At 33.5% G+C, this 15,107-nt stretch carries 17 protein-coding genes and 1 tRNA gene; 6 read left to right on the top strand and 12 right to left on the bottom strand.

Annotated features, from left to right (window positions below; all coding sequences use genetic code 11):
* Window positions 1-26: 26 nt before the first annotated feature.
* The gene (locus INR76_RS05395; RefSeq protein ID WP_223109636.1) at window positions 27-1,481 is read right to left on the bottom strand and encodes a M56 family metallopeptidase; all 1,455 of its coding nucleotides are present in this window, start codon (window positions 1,479-1,481) and stop codon (window positions 27-29) included.
* Window positions 1,478-1,843 carry a BlaI/MecI/CopY family transcriptional regulator gene (locus INR76_RS05390; protein WP_223109635.1) on the bottom strand — a complete coding sequence of 122 codons (366 nt, stop codon included), beginning with the start codon at window positions 1,841-1,843 and terminating at the stop codon, window positions 1,478-1,480. The genes INR76_RS05395 and INR76_RS05390 overlap by 4 nt, the downstream gene beginning before the upstream one ends.
* Window positions 1,844-1,946: 103 nt before the next feature.
* Between INR76_RS05390 and INR76_RS05385 the strand changes: the two genes are divergently transcribed.
* A complete protein-coding gene (locus INR76_RS05385) occupies window positions 1,947-2,447 on the top strand; it encodes a DUF456 domain-containing protein (protein ID WP_223109634.1) in 501 nt (166 codons plus the stop codon).
* Here the strand turns inward: INR76_RS05385 and INR76_RS05380 are convergent.
* From INR76_RS05380 to INR76_RS05360, 5 genes are all read right to left on the bottom strand, one after another.
* The gene (locus tag INR76_RS05380; RefSeq protein WP_223109633.1) at window positions 2,444-3,001 is read right to left on the bottom strand and encodes a nitroreductase; all 558 of its coding nucleotides are present in this window, start codon (window positions 2,999-3,001) and stop codon (window positions 2,444-2,446) included. The genes INR76_RS05385 and INR76_RS05380 overlap by 4 nt on opposite strands.
* Before the next feature lie 30 nt (window positions 3,002-3,031).
* On the bottom strand, window positions 3,032-3,328 hold the full coding sequence (locus INR76_RS05375) for a co-chaperone YbbN (RefSeq protein ID WP_223109632.1): 297 nt from the start codon (window positions 3,326-3,328) through the stop codon (window positions 3,032-3,034).
* A 53-nt stretch (window positions 3,329-3,381) separates the two neighbouring features.
* On the bottom strand, window positions 3,382-4,611 hold the full coding sequence (locus tag INR76_RS05370) for a metallophosphoesterase (protein ID WP_223109631.1): 1,230 nt from the start codon (window positions 4,609-4,611) through the stop codon (window positions 3,382-3,384).
* Between the two features lie 337 nt (window positions 4,612-4,948).
* A complete protein-coding gene (locus tag INR76_RS05365) occupies window positions 4,949-6,052 on the bottom strand; it encodes an ABC transporter permease (RefSeq protein ID WP_223109630.1) in 1,104 nt (367 codons plus the stop codon).
* A gap of 65 nt (window positions 6,053-6,117) precedes the next feature.
* Complete coding sequence (locus INR76_RS05360; RefSeq protein ID WP_223109629.1) at window positions 6,118-8,247, bottom strand: carboxy terminal-processing peptidase; 2,130 nt, start codon at window positions 8,245-8,247, stop codon at window positions 6,118-6,120.
* 351 nt (window positions 8,248-8,598) lie between these two features.
* Between INR76_RS05360 and INR76_RS05355 the strand changes: the two genes are divergently transcribed.
* Window positions 8,599-9,735 carry a 3-deoxy-D-manno-octulosonic acid transferase gene (locus tag INR76_RS05355; protein WP_370632430.1) on the top strand — a complete coding sequence of 379 codons (1,137 nt, stop codon included), beginning with the start codon at window positions 8,599-8,601 and terminating at the stop codon, window positions 9,733-9,735.
* Here INR76_RS05355 and INR76_RS05350 read toward each other — a convergent pair.
* Window positions 9,712-10,365 (bottom strand): DUF2461 domain-containing protein, encoded by a 654-nt coding sequence (locus tag INR76_RS05350; protein WP_223109627.1) that lies wholly within the window; start codon window positions 10,363-10,365, stop codon window positions 9,712-9,714. The two genes, INR76_RS05355 and INR76_RS05350, sit on opposite strands and share 24 nt — an antisense overlap.
* 116 nt (window positions 10,366-10,481) lie before the next feature.
* Here INR76_RS05350 and INR76_RS05345 point away from each other — a divergent pair, with 116 nt between their 5' ends.
* The 4 genes from INR76_RS05345 (at window position 10,482) to INR76_RS05330 (ending at window position 12,819) form a co-directional block, all read left to right on the top strand.
* Window positions 10,482-10,715, top strand: a complete 234-nt coding sequence (locus INR76_RS05345) for a hypothetical protein (protein ID WP_223109626.1) — start codon at window positions 10,482-10,484, stop codon at window positions 10,713-10,715.
* 31 nt (window positions 10,716-10,746) lie between these two features.
* Entirely contained in the window at window positions 10,747-10,986 is a 240-nt protein-coding gene (locus tag INR76_RS05340; RefSeq protein WP_223109625.1) for a hypothetical protein, read from the top strand.
* Window positions 10,987-11,025: 39 nt separating this feature from the next.
* Window positions 11,026-11,271, top strand: a complete 246-nt coding sequence (locus tag INR76_RS05335) for a hypothetical protein (RefSeq protein ID WP_223109624.1) — start codon at window positions 11,026-11,028, stop codon at window positions 11,269-11,271.
* A 159-nt stretch (window positions 11,272-11,430) separates the two neighbouring features.
* Complete coding sequence (locus INR76_RS05330) at window positions 11,431-12,819, top strand: hypothetical protein (RefSeq protein WP_223109623.1); 1,389 nt, start codon at window positions 11,431-11,433, stop codon at window positions 12,817-12,819.
* A 172-nt stretch (window positions 12,820-12,991) separates the two neighbouring features.
* On the opposite strand, the gene INR76_RS05325 is transcribed toward INR76_RS05330, so the two are convergent.
* The 4 genes from INR76_RS05325 to trxA form a co-directional block, all read right to left on the bottom strand.
* Window positions 12,992-13,065: transfer RNA gene (locus INR76_RS05325), tRNA-Asp, on the bottom strand.
* Between the two features lie 73 nt (window positions 13,066-13,138).
* Window positions 13,139-14,071: a DUF58 domain-containing protein gene (locus INR76_RS05320; protein ID WP_223109622.1), complete on the bottom strand. Its 933-nt coding sequence runs from the start codon at window positions 14,069-14,071 to the stop codon at window positions 13,139-13,141.
* A gap of 30 nt (window positions 14,072-14,101) precedes the next feature.
* Window positions 14,102-14,653, bottom strand: coding sequence for a ClpP family protease (locus tag INR76_RS05315; protein WP_223109621.1), 552 nt, complete (start codon window positions 14,651-14,653; stop codon window positions 14,102-14,104).
* A gap of 100 nt (window positions 14,654-14,753) precedes the next feature.
* Entirely contained in the window at window positions 14,754-15,071 is a 318-nt protein-coding gene (trxA, locus tag INR76_RS05310) for a thioredoxin (RefSeq protein WP_223109620.1), read from the bottom strand.
* Window positions 15,072-15,107 lie beyond the last annotated feature (36 nt).

The raw sequence follows: 15,107 nt of genomic DNA, 5'->3' as shown, positions 1-15,107 counted from the left end.
TTATAAAGGATAGACTATCTTTTTTACTATTCAACTATAAATAATATTGGAAGGGAATACAGTACATTTACTTTTTTCCCATTCTCTTCGCCAGGTTGCATCTGCGGGATTTTATTCACTACGCGAAGCGCTTCAGCTTCTAAATTAGGATGTGGTGCACGAGCTCGCACATCTGTCACGTTTCCTTGTTTGTCTATTTTAAACTGGACAAAGATGCGTTGTTTTCCAGTCAATCCGGCATTCTTAGCTACTTTAGTATTGAAGTTTTCCTGCGCCAGTTTTATAATTTTATTAGACATACATTTTTTGGCTTCTTCATTGCTCAAACCTTCACAACCTGGATAGGTGGGTACTTTGTCAATGGTTCCAAATGGAACGTCCATTATATCTTTACTTTCATCTAGATATTCTTCGACAGAGGTATAAACCCTATCTCCCGGATTTGCTTTTGTAGCTAAAAATTGAAGTGCTTTCTCTTCTTCAGGAGTTAAATTACCTTTTTTCATAATAGCTTCAGAAAGCTCATTTATTTTTGTCATCACCTCGCTCTCATCTGTACTAGAAACAAGATTGGCTTCATCCTTAACAGTATCTGCATCATTTGTACACGAGGTGTAAAACAGCATTCCACAAACGACGGGGATAAGTAATAAATACTTTAGTTGAAATATTTTCTTTGATTTTGATTTTTGTAACATAACGATTCGTTTTTTGATTAATGATTGATTGAAAAATGTATTTGTAAAAGATATTGACGAGGTTTGAAACACTTGCGACAATAAACTTTGATAATATTGCTTGTTGGATTGCTGTTTTGCAACTTCTCTATCTGCTATAAACTCTTGCAACTCGGTTATTTTTTTCTGAAACACATATACCAACGGGTTAAACCAGCAGATAATGCGTAAGAATTCAAAAAACAACAAGTCTATAGTATGCTTATGTGTTGCATGTACCTTCTCGTGTATTAAAATATTTTCTTGTTCACTTTTTGAAAGGTTGTTCCCTATAAAAACGGTATTAAAAAATGAAAAAGCAGCTGTACTATTGGGCAGGTAAATTAAATGGTAATTATCAAGTTTTGCTTGTGTTCCGCTTTGTTTTAAGGTATAAAAACGATACAGTTTTGCAGTAAAAATGACGAGTGCTATAAAAGCCCCAAATATCCATATAGTTTGAAGTATTGTAGAAAGAGATAAAATTGAAGTATCCATTTGTGAAATAGTAACCGGATCTAAAGCAATAGCCTCCTGAGGAGTATTTTTACCCACCATCACTGCCGGAAGTTGTATTAAATACTGTTCCGGAACAGCATTACGAAATGCTTCAATTTTAAACAACGGTAATACAAAGCTTAATATAGGAGTGATTAATAAGTAAATTCTGTTCCAGCTAAAAAAAGTTTCCTTTTTCAGAAATAGATCATATACTATTAAAAACAATAGTTGAAAAGCGATAGTTTGTAAAATGTAATGTATCATGACTTTTCTTCTTTATTAATTTCTTTCATAATCGTTTCTAGCTCATGGATACTGATGTCATTTTTTTTCATAAAAAACGAAACCATACTTTTAAATGAACCTTGAAAATATCCATCTACCAGCTTGTTAATCGATTGATTGCTATACTCAGACTTTTTTACTTTCGGAAAGTAAGTATGACCACGGCCTTCTTTTCTGTAATCAACAAAATCTTTGTTTTCTAAAATCCTAACAATCGTTGACACAGTATTGTACGCGGGTTTGGGTTCTGGCAGCTCATCAATAATAGCTGCAACATTTGCTTCTCCTAGTTGCCAGAGAATATGCATAATATCTTCTTCTGCCTTTGTAAGTTGCTTCATAATTGTTTTCTTGTGTTTTCAAATATAAACTAAATATTTAGTTTAAACTAATTTTTTAGTTATAAAGTTGTAACACTTCTGTAATTTTAGAGTCTAATTGAATATGGAAATAGTTTTACTTGTTTTAGGCTTGGTATTAATGCTGGTTGGTATTTTGGGAAGTATATTACCCGTTTTACCGGGCGTTCCTATAAGTTGGTTAGGATTAGTGGTTCTCTACCTAGCTCCTTCAATTGAGTTTGATTGGGTATTTATAACCGTAACCGGAATTGTAGCAATTGGTTTATATATTCTAGATTATGTAATTCCTGCGATGGGCACTAAAAAATTTGGCGGAAGCAAAGCCGGAGCTTGGGGGACCACTATTGGCTTGGTAATTGGTATCATTGCCCCTATCCCCTTTGGAATACTAATAGGCCCCTTTATAGGTGCTCTGGTAGGTGAGTTGTTGTTTAATAAAACCGAAGGTACATTAGCTTTTAAAGCTGCAATTGGTTCTTTTATTGGATTTTTAGCCTCAACCTTTATAAAGTTTTTGGCAACCGTAGTGTACTTGGGTTTGTTTATTTATAAAGTATGGGTGTTTAGAGATTTACTTTTTTAAATCCATTCTGTTTTTTCTTCAATTGAAGTTTTTCTTTGTCCTTCTAGCAAAACCTCATCATATTTTCCCATATAGAAAAAACCTAAACATTGTTCACCCTCTTGAAATGTAACAAGTTTATGTAAATGATCTTTTAAAGCCGGCGAACTCCAATAAGCACCAATATTCATTTCTTGAGCGGTTAACCACATATTTTGAACAGCCATTGCTGTAGCCGCTACCTCTTCCCATTCTGGTACAGATTCTTTGGTGTCACGCTGCATACAAATAGCAATAACGCAAGCAGATTGCATTGGCTTTTCAGCTATTTTTTTTTGTTTAAATTCTGAAGGGCTTTCTGCTATTTCCTTATATGTTTTTGATAAAAAGTCTGCTAATTGTTGTCTAGAACTTTCTGAATGGAAAACCTTAAAACGCCAAGGTTCTGTTTTTCTATGTGTAGGAGCCCAATTTGCAGTTTCGAGAATTTTTTCAATTTCTTCTTTTGAAATAGGTGTATTGTTATATTGAACTGGAAAAACCGATCTTCTAGACCGAATGTGTTCTGAAATCATAAAGGTTTAATTAATTCTGTTTGTAAACAATTACAGGTATTCTTTAACAAGTTCAACAAGAGTGTTGGCATCTTGTTCACCGCTTTGGCGCCATTTCATTTCACCATTTTTGTAGATCATAAGCGTGGGCAAAGCCTTTACGCGAAGTGCTTCAGCTAATTCTTGATTTTTATCTACGTCTATTTTAATGACTTTTGCTTTATTGCCAAGCGTAGCAGCTGCATCCCGAAGTATAGGGTGCATCTCTTTTGAAGCTTCGTGTCTATCAGCAAAAAAAGCTAATAGTACTGGCAGCTTAGTTTCGATTAATTCTCCAAATTTTGACATTTCTTACCTTGTTTCTTGAATAAATCTATTACAAATATAGTATTTCCCTTGCATTATGCGTCCTTCCCTTTCTTTTTAAGTTGAATTACAGTTATTTCGGGCCAAATTCCTACTCGTCCTGGATACCCTAAAAATCCAAATCCTCGATTCACATTTATATATCTTCCTAGCTCTTCATAAATTCCTGCCCAATTTTCATATCGATATTTTACAGGGCTCCATCTTATTACACCGGGAATTTCTATACCAAACTGCATTCCGTGCGTATGACCGCTTAATGTAAGTTGGTAATTTCTTTCATCTGTTTTTATTTGAGATTGCCAGTGTGATGGATCGTGACTCATCACAATTTTAAAGTCTTCTTTTGAAACACCTTCAGAAGCCTTTTTAAGATCGCCAGCTTTTTTAAACCCTCCTTCGCCCCAATTCTCAACACCTATGAGCTTTATCTGCTCTCCATTTTTTGAAAGGGTGCGGTTTTCATTAAGCAGTAAATCCCATCCCATTTCTTTTTGTAATTGTTTTAATTGAGAAAGGTTTTCTGCTTTTTCGGATTGTGAATTCCAGTTTACATAGTCTCCATAATCGTGATTTCCTAAAACTGAATACACTCCATCTGCTGCTTTTAAAGAAGAAAAGGTAGTTTTCCAACGTTGCATTTCTTCAGCTAAATTATTTACCAAATCACCTGTAAAAAGAATAATATCACTTTTTTGTTGATTTACTAAATCTACAGCATATTTTACTTTTTCTTCGTCACTGAAACTGCCACTGTGAATATCACTTATTTGTGTAAGTGTATACCCGTGAAATGCCTCAGGTAAATCATCAAACTCTAGAGCATATTTCAATACTTTATAATTATACCTTCCTTTATACATTCCGTAAAGTAAAGAAGCAAAGGGAATAGCCGCTAGACCAAGAGCTATGGTGCTTACAAATTTTCTTCTTGATGGTAAATAGAAAGAATCATTACTATTTATTTTGGTATATAAACCTGAAAATAGGCGAAAAATATCTTCACCAAACATAATGATTATTAATATGAGTTTGGGCACAAAAACCGCTAGAAAAAACCCAAAAACATACATTCGGCTTACACTCATATTTCTGTCTGAATCTACAATACCTAGTTCATAAATTAATGCTCCTAATAATACTAACGAAATAACAATCCAGGCAGAATAGAGCCAGTTATTACGCGATATAGTTTTTAATGCTTGAAAAGCATAAATATCAACTAGAATGTAAACAACAATGAAAATGATCCAACGTAGCGCCATAAATAATCTAAGAATTTTTAAAGATACTATGTTTAAAAATGCTGAAATCTGAATTCACTTTTTTTTAACTGTTTTGTAGCTTTTAATAGTTTTTCAAAAGGCTTAGTTACGTAACTTTTCAAAAAAAAACAGAAGAAAATGATTATTACATAACACACTAACTATTAAAAAGTTATACGCTACGTAGTAACTCTTATTTTTTCAGAAAAAAGATGATTTATTGAAATTGCCTTGTAATTTTTAGTAGCTTTGTAGTACATAAGTAGGTTGACCAACCTAAGGGTGGTCGATCAAATTTGGGGCGAAAAGTCATCACAACTGTGGTGACTTTTCTATTTTAACTCTTTACGTCTAGAGCATCGCGGAGGGCGTTTCCTATAAGCATAAAAGCTGTTACAAGACTCATAATAGCCAATCCCGGCACTATTGCAAGCCAAGGTTTTCCTAAAACAATATACGCGTAGTGGTCTTTTATAATTCCTCCCCAACTAGGCATGGGAGGCTGTGCTCCAATACCTAAAAAGCTTAACCCACTTTCAATTAAAATAGCAGAAGCAAAGTTTGCTGCCGAAATTATGATAACAGGAGCCATAGCATTTGGTAAAATATGCTTTGTGATAATACGAAAGTCATTAAATCCTAATGCTCTGGCAGCAGTTACATACTGCATTTGCTTAACGCTCATAACTTGACCTCGCACTACCCGAGCTACTTCAACCCACATAGTGAGTCCTACAGCTATAAAAACTTGCCAAAAACCCTTTCCTAGAGCCAATGTGATGGCTATTACCAACAGTAAAGTAGGTATAGACCACGTTACATTGATAATCCACATTATGGCTGCGTCTACTTTTCCGCCAAAATATCCAGCTATTGCACCTAGACTCACACCAATGATTAATGAAATTAACACAGCAATAAACCCAATACCTAATGAAATGCGTATGCCTATAAGCATTCTACTCAACAAATCACGGCCGTACTTATCAGTTCCGAGCAAAAACTTTTTTTCTGAAATGTAGTGCTCAGGTATGTGTTTTACTTGTTGAGCTTGAGAAAATAAATGTAATGCATATTCTTTTTGCAATCCTTCAGATGAGTCACTTGTATATAAGGTAGCTTGTAAGGTTGAATCTTTAATTTTATATGCTGAAATAGGAATTTCAGTATCAGCATTCTTTTTTCCGAAGAAAAACTCTGAAATTGAATTTTGAGAAGTTATTTCAGAAGGAATTGTAAGCATCTGTACTGAAAATCCAGGTGCTTTTGAATGAATAGATAAGTGCATTTGATTTGCATCTTGAGAGTTGTCTGGCGCCAAGGCGTAGGCAAAAATAGCAACGACCACACACACTAGTATAAAAACAAAACTAAAAACGCCCCAAAAGTTCTTTTTGAACTTTTGGAGCGCTAATTGGGTTAATGAGGTAGAGGTTTTCACACTGTAAATGTAACAAAAAGTGTTTAGCTTTTATGTGTTAAAACCCACGACTAAATGATCAAAAATTAATTTTTGATATCTGCCATTTTACCTGCTTTGATGTTATTGATTTTTAAATCTCTCAATACATTTACTGCTTCTTCTACGTAAATATCTTTGGCTAAGTTGATATGCCATCTTTTACGTTTTTCACGTAAGGTAGTGTCTTGTTTCATTAATTCAACTTCGTATGGCAATGATCTATAGCTTAATTTATTATCATATGTATCAATAGAGTCAAATTTTTTGGTTTCTTCTTTTCTTCTATCAATATCTGCTACATATTTTTCAAAGTTTAACGGCACTTCAACTTCATCACGACGTTCTTTTATCCATTTTGCATTTTCATCAATTAATTGAAGTTGCTTACTTTTTTCCATTCGGGCTTTACTTTTGTTTATAGTTTCTTCATACCCTAAATATCCATCCCAGGTTTTATAACTGGCAGCATCGATCTTATCATAAGGCAGCGGGTTTTCATAGTCACGTTCACCTACATTAAAATAGCTATATTGATCTGGCATAACTACGTCACTTTTTACACCTTCTAACTGAGTAGAACCTCCGTTAACTCTATAAAACTTTTGTGTAGTAATTTTTAAAGCTCCCATATCACCAAGGTCACTTTTTCTTATCCATTGATTTAAATCTAATACATTTTGAACTGTACCTTTACCGTAGGTTTGTTTGCTTCCTAGAATAATAGCACGCTCATAATCTTGCATTGCAGCTGCTAAAATTTCTGAAGCTGAAGCCGATAGCTCATTAACTAGAATAACTAATGGTCCATCCCAAGTTATGGATTCGTCTTCATCTTCTAGCACTTCCTTTTTACCATTTGATGCTACTTGAACAACTGGTCCTTCTTTAATGAAAAGGCCGGCAATATCAACTGCAGTACGTAAAGAACCTCCACCGTTACCACGAAGGTCTAAAACCAATCCTTCCATTCCTTCTTCTTTAAGACGTTCAATTTCTTTTTTAACGTCACTGGCAGCGTTACGTTCTTTATAGTCTTCCATATTAAAATAAAACTGTGGAAGGTTAATTAAACCATATGTATTCTCATCATTTTCAATAATAGAAGATTTTGCATAGGTTTCTTCAAGTTCTACTACATCACGAGTAATGGTTACATCTTCAATTGTACCATCTACACGTTTTACTGTTAACGTTACTTTTGTTCCTTTTGGACCCTTAATTAATTTTACGGCATCGTCAACCCGCATTCCTACAACGCTTACAGCTTTATCTTCATCTTCTTGTTTTACTTTGGTAATTAAATCACCAACTTCAAGATAATCGCCTCTCCATACAGGACCACCGCTTATAATTTCAATTACTTTTATGTAATCATTTTTCTTTTGAAGACGAGCACCAATTCCTTCTAAACGACCACTCATTCTTAAATCAAAACGATCTTTGTCTGGCGGAGCAAAATAATTGGTATGTGGGTCAAACTCTTCAACAATGGTAGTTAAATAGATGGCAAAATAATCTTTGCGTTCAAGATCGTTTGTAAAATCAAAATATTCATCAAGTGATTTTTTTGAAGTCTCTCGCGCTTCTATTTCTAGTTCTTCTTCTGTTTTTGACGTATATTCTTTATCTTCTTCGAGCTTGGTTTTATTCTCTTCTACGTTATCATAATAGCTAGATATGGTAGAGAATTTAAGTTGTTTACGCCAACGTTCTTTGATTTCAGTTTTTGTGGTGGCATAATCAATATTGTCATAATCAACGTTGATAGATTCATCTTTTGTATAATCAAAAGGTGTGTTTAAAACTTCAGGGTAAATTTTCTTTACTTCTTCCATTCGCTTCATAAAGCGATCATAAACCAAATTGAAAAAAGTAAGGTCTTTGCTCTTTATTTGATCATCAATCTGAGTTTTATATTTACTAAACTCTTCTATATCTGAAGCCAAAAAATATCGTTTTAAGGGATCTAGACCATTGATAAAGTCTTTATAAACTTCTGCAGAAAACTCATCGTTCATATCTGCAGGATTGTAATGACCTTTTTGTAACACATAGGTTATAAGATCTATAAGTACCTTATCTTTATCGGGGTCATCAAACTCTTTGGTAGTAAAGCTGCAAGAAGCAACCGAAACAAATACAGCAAGGAATAGTACCTTTAAATTCTTTTTCATAATTCGCATATCTATCTTCTTCTATTTTAATCTTCTAAATTATATAAAAAACCGTGCCAACCACTTATATTGGTACTAATTTTTTGTTAAACCAAAAACAAAATCACATTCAAAAAAGTAATTGATTGTCATTCAAGAGATTTTAGTCTTTATTTAAGGTAAAAATCTTAATCTTATAACTTATAATTTTCAAAAATAGTATAATACTGTATTTTAGCACTGTAGTTTACTTTTATGCGAATCATTTATAGTTTTTTAACCCGAATTAGTTACCTTTTTTTATGGGTTGCTCAATTTTTTAGCTCCAAGATGAAGTTATTCATTTCAGGTAGAAAAGGCGTGATTAAAAAATTGAAAAATACAATCACTTCTGAAGATAAAACCATCTGGTTTCATTGCGCTTCTTTAGGCGAATTTGAACAAGGTGTTCCTATTATTGAAGCTACAAAAAAGCTTTTTCCGAAGCATAAAATAGTAATTTCCTTTTTTTCACCTTCGGGTTATGAAATAAAGAAAAACACAGAGCTAGCGCACCTTGTAGTATATTTGCCATTAGACACAAAACCCAATGCTCAAAAATTTGTTGAAGCCATACACCCTTCACTCGTACTATTTGTAAAGTATGAATTTTGGCCCAATTATTTATTTGAGCTAAAAAACAAAAATATTCCTACGCTATTAATTTCAGGTTTATTTAGGAAAGAACAAGTATTTTTTAAGAGTCACGGTGGTTTTATGCGAAAGGCATTGCAAAACTTCAATCACATCTTTGTTCAAGATAGTACTTCAGAACAGCTACTTAACTCTATTGGCATTCATAATGTAAGCGTAAGTGGCGACACACGATTTGATAGGGTTTCGCACCAAATTGAGCTGGATAATACATTGAGTTTTATTTCAGAATTTAAAGAAAACTCTATCTGTATTGTTTGCGGAAGTACCTGGCCAGAAGACGAGAGCACCCTACTGAAATATATAAATGAAGCACCTAAACACGTAAAATTTGTTATCGCTCCGCATAATATTGATAGTACAAAGATTGCTAATTTCAGAAAAAAAATAAATCAAGACTCGGTAGTATATTCAGAAAAGGAAGGTAAGGATTTGACCTTGTATCAAGTATTTATAATTGATACGATAGGTTTACTTACCAAAATTTATAATTATGCAGATATTGCTTATGTGGGCGGTGCTATGGGCAAAACCGGGCTGCACAACATTCTAGAACCGGCAACTTTTGGAGTTCCTATAGTAATTGGGAAAAATTTTGACGGCTTCCCCGAGGCAAAACGGTTGCAGCAGTTGGCGGGCTTATTTTCTGTAAGTGATGAAATAGAGTGTGTTCAAATACTTGATAAATTGGTTTCAAACAAAGCTTTCAGAGAAAAAACCGGTATGATAGCCGGACATTTTGTGAATAGCAACACCGGCGCAACGGCTACAACGATGTCATACATAGAGCGATTAAACCGTGACGGCTTGATTTAAGTACCGTCTAAAGGGCAACATCTCTTTATATATAGTGACAACATATTCTTTAAAGTTTGAGGCAATCACCTCTTTTTCAGTCAAAGGACAGGAAACTGCAAAAGATCTTCTCCTTAAAAGATCTATATGTTCATGATTTTGTGAATAGCCCTTCGGTGCTGTTTTAAGGGGATTATCGACAATCATGTCACCAAACCTATTTTTAAAACTCTTTTTATTTACAATCTGTTTAAGATCTTCTCCATTATAATCAATAGCAGCACGTATACTTTTTAATAACTTGGAAGAAGGATGCCAATAGCCACCGCCAATAAACGATTCATTAACTCCTAAATGGATATAAAAATCGCCTTGTTTGCTTTCTTGATCAAGACCGGCACCAAAATGATCTTTGTAGATGGGCTTATTGGGATGAAACATTAAATTATTATTTATTCGGTTTATAGCTTTTTTTCCTGGTGTAGGAGTATAATCTGGATCAATTGCAGCTAGCTGAATATCCATTTCATTCAACCATTCAATGTAATTATCTCTTATTGAATGATACTCGCTTCTATGTTCGTCCATCCATTCTTTTGAATTGTTTTTTTGAAGTTTCCGAAGAAATTGATACATCGTTTTAAAATCCATTTTTTCTTTTAAAACTACTTATTTCAGTCTAGTACTTTTAAAATTTTAATAAAACTTTACAATACCCCAACTGTTAAAATACATAGATTTGTTTAATAATTTAACACAAACCAATTATGAAAAAAGTATTTGTAATAGCCGCAATGGCTTTAGTAGGTTTCTCAACTACCTCTTGTAGAGAGACCAAAACGGAAACCAAAGAGGTTGTTCGTGAAGTAGAAGTAGAAACTGAAGAAACAGCAGAAGAAGCCGAAGGCATATTAGAAAGAACCGCCAAAGAAGTTGATAAGGAAGTTAATGAAGAAATTAATGAAGAGATTGACAAAATTGGTAATGACGACGGTCAATAAATTGTAAAACCTAACAACAAAACCTATAACCATGAAAAAATTAATTTTAAGCTTAGCACTTGTAGTTGCTTTTAGCACAACCTTTGTATCGTGTAGAGACACCAATAAAAAAGCTGATGACGTTGAAGACGTCGCAGATGATGTTGAAGATACTATGGATGATACAGAAGGTGATATTGAAGAAGCGGTTGAAGAAACTGGAGACGCTATTGAAGAAGGCGTTGATGAAGTACAAGAAAACACCGGTACAGGTGGTACTGATGATATGTAATCTTAATCCAAATTTACAAACAACTAAAAATCAATAATTATGAAAAAAATAGCAATGATTGCCTTAGCTGCATTATTTTTAGCACCATTAACTTCGTGTAGAGAACAAAACAAAACCGAAGCAGAAGAAATGGTAGAAGAAATGGAAGATGCAGGTGCAGAAGTAAAGAAAAAAGTTGACGGCGATGAGACCAAAATAAAAATGGAAACCGAAAACAAAGAAGTAAAAATTAAAGAAGAAGACGGTGAAACCAAAATGAAGGTAAAAACCGATACTGACAATTAGTTTTTAAATTTTTATAAATTAGAAAGCCTCTCAACGGTACCGTTAAGAGGCTTTTTTTTATTAATAAATTAGTGTTCAACAATTGTATAAACAATCACTTTATTATCTAAACACTAATAATAGTTAGTAAATTATATTATATTTAAACAAAACATCATTATGAAACCTTTTGCCTCAATACTTTTAACGATCATTCTGGTTATCACCGTTTCTTGTTCAAAAGAGGACTCAGGAAATGAATTTGAAGGAAATATTGTCTTACAGTCTCCTGAAGAGGTAATGGAGTTTGGCACCAACAATTATACAAAAATTCAAGGAAGCTTAACTATTAATGATATTGAAAATGCAAATAAAATTGTTACACTTCAGCCCTTAGAGTCATTAAAAGAAATTACTAGAGAGCTTGAAATAAATGCCCCGTATTTAGAATCTTTATCTGGACTTGAAAACATATCATCTGTTAGGTCTTTAACTATTAATAATTGCCATCAATTATCAAATTTAAACGGGCTAAATAACCTCTCCAAGTCGCGAATAATAACAATTGCTAATAATGAAGGTTTAATCAATTTAAACGGTTTGCAGCGTTTATCATACATTGAATATATCTATCTGCTAAACAATCCCTCATTACAAAATTTAATTGGTCTAGAAGGCGTTACTAGAATAGAAAAAGGAGGAGGTTTTTCTATTTTGAGAAACAATTCGCTTAAAAACCTCTCTGGTATTGACAATTTATCAACTATCAATGGTCATCTTACCATAAAAGGTAATGATTCACTGGTTGACTTCACAGGCTTAGGAGGTCTAACAAATATTACTTTAGGAATATTTATAGAAGACAATAGAAGCTTAACCAGTTTCACAGGCCTTTCAAACTTTAATACCATTGGAGGGAAACTGGTTATAGATAACAATGAAGCATTGTCTAATTTATCTGGACTAGGAAACTTAAAAAATATTTACACTGGTATAATCATAAAAAATAACGCTTCATTACTTAATTTAAGTGGTCTTAAAAATATAAATATTGAAGGTTCGTCTATATATATTACTAATAACCCTGTTTTAAGTACATTAAATAATTCATTAATAACATCTTCAACTGTATCAGGTATATCAATTGCATATAATCCTTCTTTAAATAGCTTGTCTGGACTAGAAAGTATTTCAAGAGTTAATAGAAACTTAGAAATTAACAACAGCTCTATTACAAACTTAACAGGACTTAATAATGTAACTGAGATTGGTCTACAACTAGTAATTAATGACAATGAAAATTTAACCTCGCTACAAGCTTTACAAAACTTATCTACAGCAAAAAATTTTGCCATAATCAACAATCCAGCTTTAACAAGTTTATCAGGGCTAGAAAACCTTTCAAGTGTTGAAAGGGCTTTTAAAATTAATAATAATGTTGGTTTAGAAAATTTTTGTAGTCTTCAAGAACAATTAATAATTAACCTTCCATTTGATTACTATACAGTATCAACTAATGCACATAACCCTTCTATTCAAGATTTACTTGATGGAAACTGTAGCCTATAAGTAGTTAAATCTACTTTAAATCTTAAAGCTAGCTAAGTACCTTTCGAAGATAGTAAGTCTATATTTATTTTACCTAAAACAAAAAAAGCCCTTCCAAACAGGAAAAGCTCTTCATTGGTCTATTTCTAAACCACTTCCGTCTAGTATGACGGACAACACAACATTTTAATTGCGGTCTGGACGAGACTCGAACTCGCGACCCCCTGCGTGACAGGCAGGTATTCTAACCAACTGAACTACCAGACCGTTGCTATCTTAGCGGTGGCAAATATACCACGCATTTTCATTTTCACAAACATTTTTATCAAAAATTTTTACTCTAGCTGCCAAACTTTTGACGCTCTACTAGATACGTAGTCAAAATTTTATTAAAATGCTCGTTAATATCTGCTGCTACATATTTAATTCTATACTGTCCGCATTTTAATTTTAACGCAGAGAAATATTCTTTTACAGCTGCTTCGTAGGACGTTTTAATGTTGTCTGCATACAAGTTGATATGCTCGCCTGTTTCCACATCTACAAAACGTTTGGGACGGTTTGAAAAACTAAAGTTTAGTTCTTTTTCTTTATCATATGTATGAAATAAAATCACTTCATGTTTATTATATTTCAAATGCTGAAGTGCTTCAAAAAGCGCTTCTTCTTCAGCATCGCTCTGAAACATATCTGTAAATAAGAATACCAATGATCGTCTTTTTAATTTTTCAGCTATGAGATGTAAGTGGTCATAAGTTTTTGTAGTCTTCTTTTCAACAGGCTTCTGTACCACTTCATTCAAGGTTCCCAATAACATTTGGTGATGTCGCTCGCTTCCTTTTTCATTAGCATAAAACTCATACGTATCACTATATATGCTCATTCCTACGGCATCTCGTTGTCTTTTTAGCAAATTCATAATTGCTGCTGAAGCTAAAGCCGAAAATCCTATTTTATTTAATGAATTAATCCCAAAGTGTTTTTTTGCAGGATAATGCATCGAGCTGCTATTATCAATAATTATATGACAGCGCAGATTGGTTTCTTCTTCGTAGCGCTTGGTGTAGAGTTTATCGGTTTTAGCATAAAGCTTCCAGTCAATATGCTTGGTGCTTTCACCTCTATTATAAATTTTATGTTCAGCAAATTCTGCCGAAAACCCATGAAAAGGACTCTTGTGCAACCCAGATATAAACCCCTCTACTATTTGGGTAGCCAACAATTCTAGGTTTTTAAAACCTGTTATTTCGTTTATTTCCTTCTCAAGGTTCATTGATTTTTATTTCAGAAAAAATTATTCTGGTTATTTTATAATCGCATCTACAATTCCGTAAGAGACACTTTCTTCAGCATCCATCCAGTGATCACGGTTAAAATCTTTCATTACCTTTTCAAAGCTTTGACCACAATTATCGGCTAAAATTTGTGCACTTAACTCTTTGGTTTTTAAAATTTCTTGAGCTGTAATTTCAATATCACTGGCAGGACCGCGTGTCCCTCCACTTGGCTGATGTATCATAACTCTAGCATGAGGTTGTATATAGCGTTTGCCTTTTTCTCCGGCAGAAAGTAAGATACTCCCCATTGAAGCAGCTAGACCGGTACAAATGGTTGATACAGGACTTTTAATTTGTTTTATGGTGTCATACATTGAAAAACCGGAAGTCACATACCCACCTGGACTGTTTATGTAAAATTTAATTTCATCGTTGCTTAGTGAATCTAAATATAAAAGGCGGTCTACCACGTGACGTGCACTTTTATCATCTACCTGGCCCCAAAGAAATACTTTACGCTCATTTAAGAGTTGGTTGTCAATTTTATCTTGTACTTTATAAACTTTTTCGTTTCCCATGATTCAATTTATTTATTCTTTCAAACTTACTAAAAATAAAAAAAGGCTCAGCAAATTGCTGAGCCTTTTCAACTTAATTTTTCTTTTTCAATTCAATTTTTTACAAAAGCTGATCAATAGCTTCTTCGTATACATTCTTAGGTGCAACACCTACTTGTCTGCCTACTAGTTCTCCTTTATGGAATACCAATACGGTAGGAATATTTCTAACACCATATTTTGCAGCAAATTCTTGGTTTGCATCTACATCTACTTTTCCTACAACAGCTTTCCCGTCGTAATCCTTACTTATTTCATCGATGATTGGTCCTACCATTCTACATGGTCCACACCACGCTGCCCAAAAATCAACTAAAACCGGTTTATCACTTTTTAATACGGTTTCGTCAAACGTTGCATCTGTTATTTCTAAAGCCATAATTTATTTTTTTATAGTTACACAAAAATAGTCATT

This window comes from Marixanthomonas sp. SCSIO 43207 (assembly GCF_019904255.1).
Lineage (GTDB): Bacteria > Bacteroidota > Bacteroidia > Flavobacteriales > Flavobacteriaceae > Marixanthomonas.
Note: the sequence above shows the minus strand (reverse complement) of the source record. Positions and strands in the feature narration are given on the sequence as shown.

Bases quoted from the DNA above. Each gene is read 5' to 3' on its own strand.
- INR76_RS05340 (WP_223109625.1), top strand. From the start codon at position 10,747: ATGAAAAAATTAATTTTAAGCTTAGCACTTGTAGTTGCTTTTAGCACA.
- INR76_RS05380 (WP_223109633.1), bottom strand. From the start codon at position 3,001: ATGATTTCAGAACACATTCGGTCTAGAAGATCGGTTTTTCCAGTTCAA.
- INR76_RS05335 (WP_223109624.1), top strand. From the start codon at position 11,026: ATGAAAAAAATAGCAATGATTGCCTTAGCTGCATTATTTTTAGCACCA.
- INR76_RS05375 (WP_223109632.1), bottom strand. From the start codon at position 3,328: ATGTCAAAATTTGGAGAATTAATCGAAACTAAGCTGCCAGTACTATTA.
- INR76_RS05315 (WP_223109621.1), bottom strand. From the start codon at position 14,653: ATGGGAAACGAAAAAGTTTATAAAGTACAAGATAAAATTGACAACCAA.
- INR76_RS05320 (WP_223109622.1), bottom strand. From the start codon at position 14,071: ATGAACCTTGAGAAGGAAATAAACGAAATAACAGGTTTTAAAAACCTA.
- INR76_RS05385 (WP_223109634.1), top strand. From the start codon at position 1,947: ATGGAAATAGTTTTACTTGTTTTAGGCTTGGTATTAATGCTGGTTGGT.
- INR76_RS05370 (WP_223109631.1), bottom strand. From the start codon at position 4,611: ATGGCGCTACGTTGGATCATTTTCATTGTTGTTTACATTCTAGTTGAT.
- INR76_RS05390 (WP_223109635.1), bottom strand. From the start codon at position 1,843: ATGAAGCAACTTACAAAGGCAGAAGAAGATATTATGCATATTCTCTGG.
- INR76_RS05330 (WP_223109623.1), top strand. From the start codon at position 11,431: ATGAAACCTTTTGCCTCAATACTTTTAACGATCATTCTGGTTATCACC.
- INR76_RS05360 (WP_223109629.1), bottom strand. From the start codon at position 8,247: ATGAAAAAGAATTTAAAGGTACTATTCCTTGCTGTATTTGTTTCGGTT.
- trxA (WP_223109620.1), bottom strand. From the start codon at position 15,071: ATGGCTTTAGAAATAACAGATGCAACGTTTGACGAAACCGTATTAAAA.
- INR76_RS05345 (WP_223109626.1), top strand. From the start codon at position 10,482: ATGAAAAAAGTATTTGTAATAGCCGCAATGGCTTTAGTAGGTTTCTCA.
- INR76_RS05395 (WP_223109636.1), bottom strand. From the start codon at position 1,481: ATGATACATTACATTTTACAAACTATCGCTTTTCAACTATTGTTTTTA.
- INR76_RS05350 (WP_223109627.1), bottom strand. From the start codon at position 10,365: ATGGATTTTAAAACGATGTATCAATTTCTTCGGAAACTTCAAAAAAAC.